General features: G+C 28.3%; 12 protein-coding genes and 1 pseudogene. All 13 read left to right on the plus strand.

Going from position 1 to position 13,917, the window contains the following annotated elements:
• Positions 1–108 precede the first annotated feature (108 nt).
• The 13 genes and pseudogenes from ahpC (at position 109) to HCG70_RS02710 (ending at position 13,808) form a co-directional block, all read left to right on the plus strand.
• Positions 109–672: an alkyl hydroperoxide reductase subunit C gene (gene ahpC / locus HCG70_RS02655; RefSeq protein ID WP_221697460.1), complete on the plus strand. Its 564-nt coding sequence runs from the start codon at positions 109–111 to the stop codon at positions 670–672.
• Between the two features lie 210 nt (positions 673–882).
• Positions 883–2,544 (plus strand): FAD-dependent oxidoreductase, encoded by a 1,662-nt coding sequence (locus HCG70_RS02660; protein WP_221697461.1) that lies wholly within the window; start codon positions 883–885, stop codon positions 2,542–2,544.
• A gap of 238 nt (positions 2,545–2,782) precedes the next feature.
• Positions 2,783–4,291 carry a carboxypeptidase M32 gene (locus tag HCG70_RS02665; protein ID WP_055277427.1) on the plus strand — a complete coding sequence of 503 codons (1,509 nt, stop codon included), beginning with the start codon at positions 2,783–2,785 and terminating at the stop codon, positions 4,289–4,291.
• Between the two features lie 280 nt (positions 4,292–4,571).
• On the plus strand, positions 4,572–6,038 hold the full coding sequence (locus HCG70_RS02670) for a transcription antiterminator (RefSeq protein ID WP_221697462.1): 1,467 nt from the start codon (positions 4,572–4,574) through the stop codon (positions 6,036–6,038).
• A 60-nt stretch (positions 6,039–6,098) separates the two neighbouring features.
• Positions 6,099–6,503: pseudogene (locus tag HCG70_RS02675) on the plus strand (PTS sugar transporter subunit IIA); the annotation flags it as partial.
• 179 nt (positions 6,504–6,682) lie between these two features.
• Entirely contained in the window at positions 6,683–8,131 is a 1,449-nt protein-coding gene (locus HCG70_RS02680; protein ID WP_260457717.1) for a PTS fructose transporter subunit IIC, read from the plus strand.
• Between the two features lie 30 nt (positions 8,132–8,161).
• Positions 8,162–8,608, plus strand: a complete 447-nt coding sequence (locus tag HCG70_RS17335) for a PTS sugar transporter subunit IIA (protein WP_042395928.1) — start codon at positions 8,162–8,164, stop codon at positions 8,606–8,608.
• Positions 8,609–8,810: 202 nt separating this feature from the next.
• A complete protein-coding gene (locus tag HCG70_RS02685; RefSeq protein WP_042395930.1) occupies positions 8,811–9,662 on the plus strand; it encodes a DegV family protein in 852 nt (283 codons plus the stop codon).
• Positions 9,663–9,674: 12 nt separating this feature from the next.
• Positions 9,675–10,169 (plus strand): DUF1836 domain-containing protein, encoded by a 495-nt coding sequence (locus tag HCG70_RS02690; protein ID WP_042395933.1) that lies wholly within the window; start codon positions 9,675–9,677, stop codon positions 10,167–10,169.
• 302 nt (positions 10,170–10,471) lie between these two features.
• The gene (glgB, locus tag HCG70_RS02695; protein ID WP_042395938.1) at positions 10,472–12,313 is read left to right on the plus strand and encodes a 1,4-alpha-glucan branching protein GlgB; all 1,842 of its coding nucleotides are present in this window, start codon (positions 10,472–10,474) and stop codon (positions 12,311–12,313) included.
• A gap of 327 nt (positions 12,314–12,640) precedes the next feature.
• Positions 12,641–12,817 (plus strand): hypothetical protein, encoded by a 177-nt coding sequence (locus HCG70_RS02700; RefSeq protein WP_156327476.1) that lies wholly within the window; start codon positions 12,641–12,643, stop codon positions 12,815–12,817.
• A 71-nt stretch (positions 12,818–12,888) separates the two neighbouring features.
• Entirely contained in the window at positions 12,889–13,566 is a 678-nt protein-coding gene (locus HCG70_RS02705; RefSeq protein ID WP_221697463.1) for a hypothetical protein, read from the plus strand.
• 68 nt (positions 13,567–13,634) lie between these two features.
• Positions 13,635–13,808 (plus strand): hypothetical protein, encoded by a 174-nt coding sequence (locus tag HCG70_RS02710; RefSeq protein WP_156327477.1) that lies wholly within the window; start codon positions 13,635–13,637, stop codon positions 13,806–13,808.
• The last annotated feature ends 109 nt before the right edge of the window (positions 13,809–13,917 follow it).

Below are 13,917 nucleotides of genomic sequence, written 5' to 3' on the forward strand. Positions count from 1 at the left end.
TTTTTTAAAATAAGTGTTGATAAATTATTAGGTAATAATTATTATTAATTACAAGAAGTAATTGATAAAAAATATCAATTGAAATTAAATTTCAGGAGGAGAAAGAATATGTCATTAATAAATAAAAAGGTTTCAGATTTTACAGTTCAAGCTTATCATAACGGAGAATTTAAGGAAGTAACATTAGAATCAATGAAGGGCCATTGGTCAGTAGTTGTATTCTATCCAGCAGATTTTACATTTGTTTGCCCAACAGAATTAGGAGAACTAGCAGATAACTATGCTAAGTTTAAAGAAGCTGTTTGTGAAGTATACTCAGTATCTACAGATACTCATTTTGTTCACAAAGCATGGGCAGATGCTTCAGAAACAATTGCAAAAATTCAATATCCAATGTTAGCAGATCCAACAGGTAAGTTAGCTAGAGACTTTGAAGTTATGATTGAAGAAGAAGGATTAGCATTAAGAGGATCATTTGTAATCAATCCAGAAGGTGAAATCAAAGCATATGAAGTTCATGATAATGGTATTGGAAGAAATGCAGAAGAATTATTAAGAAAAGTTCAAGCAGCTCAATTTGTTGCTGAACATGGGGATCAAGTTTGCCCAGCTAAATGGCAACCAGGTGAAGAAACTTTAGTACCAAGCTTAGATTTAGTTGGTAAGCTATAAGATTTGCTATTAAGGCTTTATCTAAACTAATTGGGTTTAGATGTAGCCTTTAATATTTATAGATACTAAATATTTATATGATGATAAGTAGTAAATTTTATGCGTGTTTATTTACTGCTTATCATTATAAAAAAATTTAAAGTATTAATAAATTTTTATAAAGATAAAGCTTTATTAATGCTTTAAAAAATAAAGAAGGAGGAAATGAGTATGGAAAAAATATATGATTTACTAGTAATTGGGGCAGGTCCAGCAGGACTTTCAACAGGAATATATGCAGGTAGGGCAAAATTAAATACTTTAATTATAGAAAAGGCTGAATTTGGTGGTCAAGTAAATAAAACTTACGATATATCAAATTATCCAGGAGCTAGAAATAGTAATGGACCAAAACTTATGGAAGAAATGAGAAAACAAGCTGAAGACTTCGGGGTAAACTTCATGTCGGCTGAAGTTTTAGAAGTTGCTCTAGAAGGCGATGTGAAAACCTTAAAAACTGATAGAGGAGAAATAAAGGGAAGAAGTGTGGTTATAGCCACAGGAGCATCACCAAGAAAGTTAGGCTTTAAAGGCGAAGAAGAATTTACAGGTAGAGGTGTAGCTTATTGTTCGACTTGTGATGGTCAATTCTTCGAAGGGTTAGAAGTATTTGTTATTGGAGCTGGATTTGCAGCAGCTGAAGAAGCAATGTTCTTAACTAAGTTTGCAACTAAAGTTACAGTTATAGCTAGAGAGCCAGAGTTTACTTGTGCAAAATCAATAGCAGATAAGGTTTTAGAACATCCAAAGGTAGAAGTTAAGTTTAATACTGAAATATTAGAAGCAAGTGGAACTGAAATGATAAACTATGCTAAGTTTATCAATAATAAAACAGGTGAAACATTTGAATATCATGCTAAAAAGGAAGATGGTTCATTTGGTATATTTGTATTTGTCGGATATGCACCACAAAGCCAATTATTTAAAGGTATTTTAGAACTTGATAAGTTTGGATATATAATGAGTAATGAAAATATGGAAACTAATGTTGAAGGTGTATATGTTGCTGGTGATTTAAGACCCAAAGCTTTAAGACAAATAGTAACAGCTGTATCTGATGGTGCTATTGCAGCAACTTCTGCAGAAAGATATGTCATTGAATTAAAAGAAAGACTTGGAATCAAAGATGAATATGAATCTAAAAAGGTGGAGAAGAAGGAAGAAATTAATACTGATTTAGGAGATATACAAAAAAGAAGTAATCTTTTAAATGATGGATTAAGAACTCAATTAAAAGGGATATTAGCTAGATTAGATAAGAGTGTTACACTTGTATCTGTAGTAGATGAAAGTAATAGTAAGTCTATAGAGTTAAGAGATTTAGTATTAGATATTGCAGAGTTGGGTGAAAAAGTTTCTGCTGAAATTTATACTAAAGGTGAAAATATAGAAGTTGAAAATAAGATAAATGCAGACAAATATCCTATAGTTGCATTATTAAATTCAGAGAAAAGTTATAGTGGAGTTAAATTCCATGGGGTACCTGGGGGACATGAGTTAAATTCATTTATATTAGCTATATATAATCTTGGAAGTGAAGGTCAACAAATATCTGAAGAAACATTAAATAATATTAAGAAAATAGACAAAGGGATAAATATTAAGGTGTGTGTATCATTGGCTTGCCATTTATGCCCAGATGTAGTAGTTTCATCTCAAAGAATTGCTATAGAAAATAAAAATGTAGAAGCAGAAATGATTGATATATCTAATTTTAAAGATATAAAGGATAAATTTAAAGTAATGAGTGTACCAGCGATAATAGTGAATGATGAACAAATTTATTTTGGTGCTAAAAAGATTGATGAGATTATAAATATAATAAGTAAGTAATTATATTTATAATCTTGAGAGAAAGTAGTCTAGAAAATGTTAGATGCTAATTGTAGATTTATAATTTAGCATAAAACATTGAAAAGACTACTTTTTTATATAAAGTTAAATAATATTTGTGATACAATTATTGATATATAAATTAATAAAAAGTGAATTAATATACAAAAAAGACTAAGTAAGTTATTTAATAATATATTTAATAACGAAGAGTTTTTAATATATATGGGGGTATATTATGAAAGAATTAGAAAGTAAATTAAAAGAATACGCAGAATATTTAAAGGAAATAGAGCATTATAGAACAGCAGAAAGCCTTATGTATTGGGATATGACTACAGGTATGCCTGAAAATGTGGCAGAAAGCAGAACAGAAACCATGTCATTTATGAGTTTACAACAACATAATTTACTAGTTGGGGCAAAAAAGCAAGAATTTATAAAGTTCTTTGAAGAACATATAGATGACTTAGATTTAATTCATAAAAGAATGTTAACAGAAATGAAAAAAGAATATGATAAGCAAAAGATATATCCTGAAGAGTTTGTAAAAGAATTTTCGTTAGCTGCAGCTAAAGGACAATTATCTTGGGAAAAGGCTAAAAGTGAAGATAATTTTGAAATATTTAAGCCAGATTTAGAAAAAATAGTGGAATTAACTAAGCAGTCAATAAAATATAGGGGATATAAAGGTAATAAGTACAATACATTACTTGACGATTATGAGGCTGGATTAACAGTTGAAAAATTAGATGTAGTATTTACAGAATTAAGAGATGGAATAGTCGAGATTTTAAATAAAATTAAAAATAGCAAAGTAAAAATTAATAATAAATTTGAAGGCAAGGAATTTCCAAAAGAAAATCAAGAAAGATTTTGCATAGAATTGTTAAATACTATGGGATTTGATTTTAAATCAGGAAGAATGGATGAAAGTGAGCATCCTTACACTATGGATATGACAAATAAAGATGTTAGGATCACAAATCATTATTATTTAAATGATTTTACATCAGCAATGTTTTCAGCAATACATGAAGGTGGACATGCTATATATGAGCAGGATATTCCAGATTCATTAGATGGAACAGGTATAAATAAAGCTGCATCTATGGCAATTCACGAATCTCAATCAAGATTTTATGAAAATATAATAGGAAGAAGTAAAGCTTTTTGTAACTATTTATATAAAGAAGCAAAAAAAGAATTTCATAATCAATTTAATCATGTAACAAAAGAGGATTTTTATAAAATTATCAATAAAGTAGAGCCTTCATTAATAAGAACTGAAGCAGATGAATTAACATATAGTCTTCATGTAATAATAAGATATGAAATAGAAAAACTTCTTATAAATGACAAGATAAAGGTTAGTGAGCTTCCAACAGTGTGGAATGAAAAGTATAAGGAGTATTTAGGAGTAGAGCCAAAGAGTGATAAGGAAGGGGTTCTTCAAGATGTTCACTGGTCAGATGGTTCATTTGGATATTTTCCAAGTTATGCTTTAGGAAACCTTTATGGAGCACAAATGTTAAATAAAATGCTTAAGGATGAACCACATATTTATGATGAAATTTCAAAGGGGAATTTAAATTCAGTACATCAATGGTTAAATAAAAATGTACATGTATATGGAAACCTTTATGATCCAAGTGATTTAATAAAGAAAATTACAGGTGAAGAGCTTAAAGCTAAGTATTTCCTAAAATATTTAGATGATAAGTATAAAGAAATTTATAAATATTAATATAAAGAAAATGCAGTAATTCTTAGAAATAAGAAGCTGCATTTTTATTTATTCAATAGATTAAAAGTATGTAAACACTGTTCAAATATGCTTTTATTGAAAAGCTAATTATAGTGAAAAAATAATTTCAATACTATAGTTAGACTTTTAGAAGAATATAGGATTAAAGATTTCCTTTAATAAAGGAAAAAATATACCTGTGAAAACATATTCATAAGCGGTAATATGAGATATGAATAATTGTATATAAAATTAGGATAAAAAGATTAGGGTGATTTAAGTGATAAAAAGTCCAAGATTACAAAAAATATTAGAATTATTATTTGAAAATACTGAAATAATTACGGGGGAGTTTTTATGCAATAACCTTGGGGTTTCATCAAGAACTGTGAGAAGTGATATAAAAGAATTAAATAAAATTCTGGAAAGAAATGGTGCAAGTATAGTTTCTGAGAAAGCAAGAGGATATAAATTAAATATAAAAAATGAAGTGTTATTTAATAGCTTAATTAATAATAACAAAAGTAAAGGTGAAGATAGCAGTACAGCATTAGGAAGAGCAGAGAGTATAATTTCACAATTTTTAATAAATAACTTAGATAATATTGAAGGAATAACACAAATTGAATTGGCAGATAGATTATTCATAAGTGTTTCTTCATTAAAAAATGATATGAAAATAGTAAAGGATATTTTAGAAAAGTATCATCTAAATATTGAGAAAATAAGTAATAAGGGTCTAAGAATTATAGGAGAAGAGGAAGATATAAGAAGTTGTATAAAGAAATATAATAAGAGTAATACAGAGCTCAGTGAAAGGATACAAGAAAGTTTAAATTTAATATTAGGAAATAATAATGAAGAGATAATAACTACTATTGTAAAAAGTAATATAGATAAATTTGATTTTAAATTATCAGATAAGGCATTAAGAGATATTATTTCATTGATTTTAATTATGATTGTTAGAAATAATAATCATAATAATGTTAAATATAGTGAAGAAACAAAGAAGAAATTAAGTGAAGCATGGAGATATGGAGTAGCAAAGGTTATTTGTGATGATATTTCTGAACGATTTGGAATTGTTTTAGAAGAAATAGAGATTCTTTATTTAACAAAATATATGGTTTCTAGCAGTTCTATTAAAATTAAAACAAAAGATGGTATGAAGCTTAATAATGAATACGAGCTAGTTAGAAAAATACTTTTAAAAATTAAGGATAAATTTAATATTAATTTATTAGAAGACAATGTTTTAATAGATTTTTTAGTACATCATTTAAAAGCTTCAATTTATAGAGCTCAATATGGAATTATTGTTGAAAATTCATTATTAAGTGCTATAAAAAATAATTATCCATTTGCTTTAGAACTATCTGTTTATTCAAATGAAATAATAAAAGAAGCTATTGGATGTGATTTAAAGGAAGACGATATTGGATTTATAGCATTACACTTTGCTGCTGCAATAGAAAGGCTTAAAGATAATTTAAATAAAAATAAGAAAAATGTAATGATTGTTTGTGAAAATGGTGTTGGAACCTCTTTATTATTAAAGGTAAAGTTAGAAGCTAAATTTAAAGATAGAATCAATATAATAGATACTATTCCAAAATATGAATTTAATGAAGAGATTTTAAATTCTTATGATTTAATAATTTCAACAATTAATCTAAAAGGTGATTCAGAGAAAATTATTTATGTTAAAAGTCTCTTAGATAATGGAGAAATAGCATTTATTTAAGATAAATTTAATGGAAATTCTTTAGGTAATAATGTTTTAGTTAGTAAATTTAAAGAATCCTTATTTTTTAATCATTTAGATGTAGATACAAGGGATGAAGCATTAGAAAACATAACAAGTAAATTAATTGATGAAGGCTATATAACACAATGCGTTAAAGAAAATATTTTTAAAAGGGAAGATTTAGCTAGCACAGAAATTGGGGAATTAGTGGCAATACCTCATGATATGAATGAAGAGATTAAGCAATCGTTTATTTCAGTATCTGTGTTTAATAAAGCTATTACATGGGATAAAGAAAAGGTGCAGGTAGTATTTTTTATTGGGATGTCTATGGTAGATAAGGAAGAGTGGAAATCTTACTTGGAGCAAATCTATAAAAATATAATAGATGGTGAAATTATAAGAAAAATAATTAAGTGCCAAAACTTTGAAGAATTAAAGATGATAGTATCAAAATTTTAAATGCATGTAGGTAATATATTTCCTCTTAAAAAGGAAATGGAATGTCTGATATATTATTTCCTTTTTAAGAGGAAAAAGTATAACTATGAATATGTTTACATTAACTCTATAATTAAGTCATAAGGTGAGTGAAAGAAACTCAAGAAGACGAATAAATAATTAAATGGAGGCGTTAATATATGAAATTACTAGCAATAACTTCATGCCCAGTAGGTATAGCTCATACTTACATAGCTGCAGAAAAGTTGAATAAAATGGCAAAGAAAATGGGAGTTGATATTAAAGTCGAGACTCAAGGTTCAACAGGAGCTGAAAATGTTATTACGGAGCAAGATATAAAAGAAGCAGATGGAATTATCATTGCAGCAGACAAAGCTGTTAGTTTAGAAAGATTTGAAGGAATGGCAATGATAGAATGTCCAATAGCTAGAGCAATAAAAGAGCCAGATGTTTTAATTCAAATGTTCTTAGATGGAAAAGTTGAAAAGAAAAAATCAAATATAAATTCAGCAAAAAAAATAAAAAGTGTAGAAGAAGAAAAGAAAGCAATAAAAGCTAAACAGCCAGCATTTTATAAGCATTTAATGGGTGGAGTTTCTTACATGATTCCAGTTGTAGTAGTTGCAGGATTGTTAATTGCTTTAGCATTAGCATTTGGTGGACAACCTACAGAAGCGGGCTTAGTAGTTCCAGATGATTCATTGTGGAAGAGTGTTGAACAAATTGGAGCTGCAGGCTTTACATTCATGGTACCAATTTTATCAGGATTCATTGCATATTCAATTGCAGATAGACCAGGTTTAGTACCAGGATTAATTGGCGGATATATAGCAGCAAATGGTTATTTCTATGGATCAGAAGCAAATGCAGGTTTCTTAGGTGGTATTGTAACAGGTTTCTTAGCAGCTTATATAGTTAAGGGATTAAAGTCAATAAAAGTTCCAAATATGATTAAACCAATTATGCCAATCATAATTATTCCAATCATATCAACATTAGTAACAGGTTTAGCATTTATATTCGTTTTGGGTGGACCAATTACAATTGTATTTGAAAGTTTAACTAATTTCTTAGCATGTTTATCAGGTACTAGTTCAGTAGTTTTAGCAACAATTTTAGGTGCGATGATAGCGTTTGATATGGGTGGGCCAGTTAATAAAACAGCATTTTTATTTGGTGTATCAATGATTACAGCAGGTAACCCAGAAGTAATGGGACCAATTGCAGCGGCAGTAGCAATTCCACCAATTGGTATGGGAATCGCAACATTCATAGGAAAGAAGTATTATAGCAAAGAAGAATTAGATGCTGGTAAGGCTGCTTTTGCAATGGGGCTTTGTGGAATAACAGAAGGGGCAATCCCATTTGCATCAATGGATCCATTAAGAGTTATACCATCATTAATGGTAGGTTCAATAGTTGGAGCTAACATTGCAGCACTAGCAAAAGTAACAGATATAGTACCACATGGTGGTCCGATTGTAGCGTTAATGGGTGGTATTGAAGGAATTTTAATGTTCTTTGTAGCAATTATTGCAGGATCAGCAATAACTGCAGTAATGGTAAATGTATTGAAGGCAAATAAATATAAAAAAAGTGAACAAGAAAATGAAAAAGTAGCCGCATAATAGATAATAGAAGTTTAAGGAGTGATAATTATGAATAAATTATTTGATATAAAATATGTAGATTTAGATTTAAACACAAAAGAAAAATTTGAAACAATTAGACATTTAGCAAAATTAGCACAAGATAGATTAATAGATGTTGATAAGTATGTTGAAGATGTAAAAGCTAGAGAAGCGATGTCAACAACAGGAATTGGTGATGGAGTAGCAATTCCACATGCAAAATCAGCTTATGTTAAATTTCCAACCGTAATAGTTGGGAAAAGTTCTAAAGGAATTGATTGGGAATCGCTAGATGATGAACCAGTTAATTTAGTGTTCTTAATAGCGGTGCCAGAAGGCGAAGGAAATGAACATTTAAAGATACTTCAAGTATTAGCTGTAAGTTTAATGGATGATGAATTCAAAGATGAAATTATAGCAGCAAAGGACAAAGAAACAATTTGTGAAATGCTTTTAGCTAAAACAAATAAATAGTAAAAATAGAGCTGAATCAAAGGCAGATTCAGCTCTATTTTTATGTTTTTTTATGTGAGATGAATGTGAACAATGAGTGAATAATATTGACAAAATATATTTAGGGTGATAATCTAAAACAAATAGTTTTCAAAACTATGTCTTTTAGAATGAAACTCAAAATAGTTTAGAATAATATATTAAATGATTGGAGAGAGGATTTATGATAAGAATAGTATCTGATTCATCAGCATTATATTCAAAAAAAGATGGACAAGCAAAGGGAGTTACGATTGCACCATTGATAGTAACTATTAATGGTAAAACTTATAGAGAGTATGAAGATATAAATACTGAGGAATTTATTAATATAATTAATGAAGGACATATTCCAGTTTCATCACAGCCTGCTATAGGAGAAGTATTAAATATTTATGATGAAAATATAGAAGATGAGATAATTAATATTTCAATGGCAGACGGATTGTCTGGGACTTATAATTCAGCATGTGTTGCAAAAGATATGGCGACTAACGCGGATCGTATTGAAGTAATTAATTCAGAAACTTTATGTGGTCCGCAAAATTATTTAGTTGATTTAGCAGTGGAGCTTGTTAAATTAGGAAAAACTAAAAATGAAATAGTTAGTGAAATAAAAAAGGCAATGGAAGAAACAAAATCATTTTTAATACCACATGATTTTGATTATTTAGTAAGAGGGGGAAGATTATCTCCTATTGTTGGGAAAATAGGAAGTGTAATTAAATTAGTACCTGTTATGACTCTTGCTGAAGATAAAAAATCTTTAGTGAAATTTACAACAAAACGTACACTCAAAAAGGCAATACAAAAAATAAGTGAAGAAATGATTAATAATAATGTAGATTCAAATTATAAAATTTATATTTCACATGCATGTAATGAAGAATTGGCAAAAGATACAAAAAATATTATACTAGAATATATAGAAAATGCAGATATAGAAATTAAAATGTTAGGACCAGTATTTACCACTCAAGGAGGTCCAAGCTGTATTTCTGTACAATACATTAAAAAGCATGATGCATTAAAGTAGAGAGGAGGAAACATGGAGTCTTTTGATTTTTCTATACCAAGATTTAAGGAATTACCAAAGGTTCCACTTTATAAAGATCAAGTAATTACATATTTAGAGGAATTAGCAAAAACGTTAAATATTGAAAGTGATGAAAAATTATTAACACCAACTATGTTGAATAATTATGTTAAACAAAAAGTTATTTTGCCGCCTAAGGATAAAAAATATAATGAAGAACATTTAGCACACTTAATAGTTGTTTGTGTATTAAAACAGGTATTTAGTTTACATGAGATATGTGATTTAATAAATATTCAAATGGAAAGTTGTCCAATTGAAGTTGCTTATGATTATTTTTGCGATGAAACTGAGCAAGCAATTAAGTCAGTATTTTTCACAAGAGATTTTTCAAAGACTTCTAAATCAAGTAATTATACAAGGGAAAGTGAAATATTAAAATCAGCAGTTATGGCATTTGCACATAAATTATATATTAAGCAACAATTAACTTATATATATAAATGACAGAAAAAAATATTAGCTTTCTGAAACTTAATGAAATCTACTAATAAAGAATAGATAAATGGAGTACCTCTAGGAATTGTTATAATTCCTAGAAGTACTCCATTTATTTTTTACTTCTATTATAATAAATAATATTTTGATATTAATATTTTATGAGAAGATATCTTTTATTTTATATGTCTACTAAAAACTATAATAAATTTTATTTTTGTGAGAATTTATTATAGTTTTTATTTTACAAATAATGTAAAATAAGAAGTGATTGATAAAATCACTACATTACAATAAAAGGAGATTGCAATATGGACATGTATGGATTTTACACAGGAAAAGTTTTTGATGCCTATAAATATATGGGGGCACATATCGAGGAAGATGGAGTTGTATTTAGAACTTATGCACCAAATGCTTTAAAGGTAGAATTGGTTGGGGATTTCAATAATTGGGAAGGGACAGAGATGAAAAGAATAGAAGATGGTAAATTCTTTGAATGTAGAGTCCCAAATTTAAAGGAAGGAATGTTATATAAGTATAGAATCTACAGTAAAAATGGAGATTGTATTGAGCATTGTGATCCATATGGATTTGGAATGGAATTAAGACCAAACACAGCTTCAATAATTAGAGATTTAAATGAATATAAATTTGATGATGATGAATGGATTAAGAATAGAACAGATTGTAAAGATAAACCATTAAATATTTATGAGGTTCATTTAGGATCATGGAAAAAGAAAGAAGGTAATACCTGGTATAATTATAGGGAATTAGAGGACAAGTTGATTCCGTATGTAAAAGAGTATGGATACAACTATATTGAGATTATGCCCTTAAGTGAACATCCATGTGATGAGTCATGGGGATATCAAAATACAGGATTTTTTAGTCCGACGTCTAGGTATGGAACTGCAACAGATTTAAAAAGCTTAATAAATGCGTGTCATAAGAATAATATTGGTGTATTAATGGATTTTGTTCCAGTACATTTTGCAGTAGATAGTTTTGCATTGGCTAATTATGATGGAGAGCCTTTATATGAATATTCATATGATGATATTGCAATTAGTCAATGGGGAAGTAAGAACTTTATGCATTCAAAAGGAGAAGTAAGAAGCTTTTTACAATCAGCAGCAAATTATTGGATTGAAGAATATCATTTTGATGGATTAAGAGTTGATGCATTAAGTAATATTATTTATTGGCAAGGGGATTCAAATAGAGGAGAAAATAAAGATGCAGTAGATTTCATTAAAGGTATGAATCAGGGGTTAAAATATATGCATCCAAATATAATTTTAGCTGCAGAAGATTCAACTGCATATCCAAAAGTTACAGCTCCAATAGAAGAAGGCGGACTTGGATTTGACTATAAATGGGATATGGGATGGATGAATGATACATTAGAATATTTTAAATTACATCCTTATGACAGAAGAAGAGCTTATCATAAGCTAACTTTTTCTATGATGTATTTTTATAGTGAACATTTTCTAATGCCTTTATCTCATGATGAAGTTGTTCATGGGAAAGCTACTATAATCCAAAAAATGCATGGAGAATATGATGATAAGTTTAAGCAGGCTAGAGCATTATATATGTATATGTATGCTCATCCAGGTAAAAAACTGAATTTTATGGGAAATGAAATTGGTCAATTTAGAGAATGGGATGAAAAGAAAGAGCAAGATTGGAATCTTCTAGAGTATCCGATGCATAATAAGTTTCATAGATTCATGCGTGATTTAAGTTTAGTTTATATTAATCATCCAGCATTATTTGAAAATGATTATGAAATAGAAGGATTTAATTGGGTAAATTGCCATGAAGAAGAGAAGTGTATATATGTTTTTGAAAGAATATGTAAAGATGAAAAGATATTAGCTTTATTTAATTTTTCAGATGCTTATCATAAAGGATTTGAAGTTCCTATTGAAGATAAAACATTAGAAATCCTTATGGATAGCAGTATAAGTGAATATGGTGGAGATGGAAAAGCAGATTATAGAATATTAATTGAAGAGTATATTAAGTATTATGAAAATGGTAATAAAAATGATTCTGCTTCAATAGTTTCAAGTAGTAATAGAAGGTTATTATCAATTGATATGAGACCATATTCAGCAGTATACTTTATATTAAAATAGTAAAGATGAAATTTATACAGAGAATATTAAATATATGTGCTGAAGTTAGTATTGTGTAATATAACTTAATTAAATAGTATAAGTTGTATTAAAAAAGAAGTTGATATATGTAATGTAAATTACTTGTATCGACTTCTTTTTTTATAATTATTAATCATTTGTGAATACTTAAAAGTTAATATATTTTATTTTTTAAATGGATTATGAGGAACAAAAATAATTATGTTTTAATACTATGTACTATAAGAAAAAAATATATATTTGTCGTATTAAGGCGTACCTAGAAAGGTTGCTGGTATGGAGAGGAATCATTGGAGGATAAAAAATATGTATGATTTAATAACAAATAATTTTCAAGGAACAAATATAACTATAGCTCTTACAGGATTACCAATAGTGATTACAGGTGAAGTAATTGGTGGAGATGGATCTATAATAACTCTAAGATTAAGGGATGGTAGTAGCGTTTATATAGAATCAAGTCTAATTGCTTTCTTCTATTAATGATAAGAAGTTTAAGATAGATTATAGTTCTATGATAATTACTACAAAGGGTGAATAAAAGGAGGTTCAAAATGAAAGAGAAAGCAACTGGATTTGAAGCACTAAAAGGTGTAGGTGCTCCATTGAAGGAATTAATTGATAAAAAAGGCAAATCTTTTAGTGGATTTGGAGAATTAAAAGATTTAGGACCAGGTTTTCAAACTTTAAAATCATTAACAGATAGGCCAGATGATAAAGGAAAAAAGCCAGGACCACCTAAACCTATAGCAGAAATTAAAAAAGAAGAAGGATTTAGTGAATTAAAAGGACTAGGATTAGGATTTTCAACCTTAAAAGATCTTACAGATGAGCAAGATGGTAAAGATCATAAAAAAGATGATGGAAAAGGTGGAAAAGACAATAAAGACGGAAAAGACGGAAAAGACGAAAAAGACAATAAAGATGGAAAAGACAAATCAGATGAACAAGCAGAGAAAAAAAATGATAAAGAAGCAGTAAAAGAAGAAAACGATAATAATAAAGAAGATCATGGCGGAAAAGAAGATAATCATAAAGAAGATCATAAAGAAAAGAATGAAAAAAATTCTGAAGATCATCATAAAGAAAATCACCATGAAGAAAAGGATAATAAAGAAGATCATCATAAAGAGGATTATGATGATGAAAAAGGACACGATAAGAGCGATCATCATAAAGAAGGTCACGATGATGAAAAAGGACATCATAAGGACGAAGAACATCATAAATAATAGTACTGTATGACAAAGGTATATTTAAAAATATTATAAAAATGAAAAACAGGGGGATAAATAAGAAAATGGAAGAATTAATTAGAAATTATACAGGAGTTACTTTAACAATAGGAATCACTGGATTACCAATATTAATTACAGGTGAAGTTGCTTATGTAAATAATGGAATAGCAGCAGTAAGATTAGAAGATAAAAGAACTGTATATGTAAATACAGCTTATATAGCTTTCTTTAATTAATAGCTATTATAAAAAAGTGGTATAGATAAATGTGATATGCTCCCTTTATAGTAGACAGTTAAAATAATAAAACTGTCATTACTATAGAGGGAGCAATTTTTATGGGAAG

Source organism: Clostridium sp. K04 (assembly GCF_019734375.1).
Taxonomy (GTDB): Bacteria; Bacillota; Clostridia; order Clostridiales; family Clostridiaceae; genus Clostridium; species Clostridium saudiense.

Excerpts from the sequence above, each read along its gene's own strand:
- ahpC (WP_221697460.1), top strand. The coding sequence starts at position 109 with ATGTCATTAATAAATAAAAAGGTTTCAGATTTTACAGTTCAAGCTTAT.
- HCG70_RS02660 (WP_221697461.1), top strand. The coding sequence starts at position 883 with ATGGAAAAAATATATGATTTACTAGTAATTGGGGCAGGTCCAGCAGGA.
- HCG70_RS02665 (WP_055277427.1), top strand. The coding sequence starts at position 2,783 with ATGAAAGAATTAGAAAGTAAATTAAAAGAATACGCAGAATATTTAAAG.
- HCG70_RS02680 (WP_260457717.1), top strand. The coding sequence starts at position 6,683 with ATGAAATTACTAGCAATAACTTCATGCCCAGTAGGTATAGCTCATACT.
- HCG70_RS17335 (WP_042395928.1), top strand. The coding sequence starts at position 8,162 with ATGAATAAATTATTTGATATAAAATATGTAGATTTAGATTTAAACACA.
- HCG70_RS02685 (WP_042395930.1), top strand. The coding sequence starts at position 8,811 with ATGATAAGAATAGTATCTGATTCATCAGCATTATATTCAAAAAAAGAT.
- HCG70_RS02690 (WP_042395933.1), top strand. The coding sequence starts at position 9,675 with ATGGAGTCTTTTGATTTTTCTATACCAAGATTTAAGGAATTACCAAAG.
- glgB (WP_042395938.1), top strand. The coding sequence starts at position 10,472 with ATGGACATGTATGGATTTTACACAGGAAAAGTTTTTGATGCCTATAAA.
- HCG70_RS02700 (WP_156327476.1), top strand. The coding sequence starts at position 12,641 with ATGTATGATTTAATAACAAATAATTTTCAAGGAACAAATATAACTATA.
- HCG70_RS02705 (WP_221697463.1), top strand. The coding sequence starts at position 12,889 with ATGAAAGAGAAAGCAACTGGATTTGAAGCACTAAAAGGTGTAGGTGCT.
- HCG70_RS02710 (WP_156327477.1), top strand. The coding sequence starts at position 13,635 with ATGGAAGAATTAATTAGAAATTATACAGGAGTTACTTTAACAATAGGA.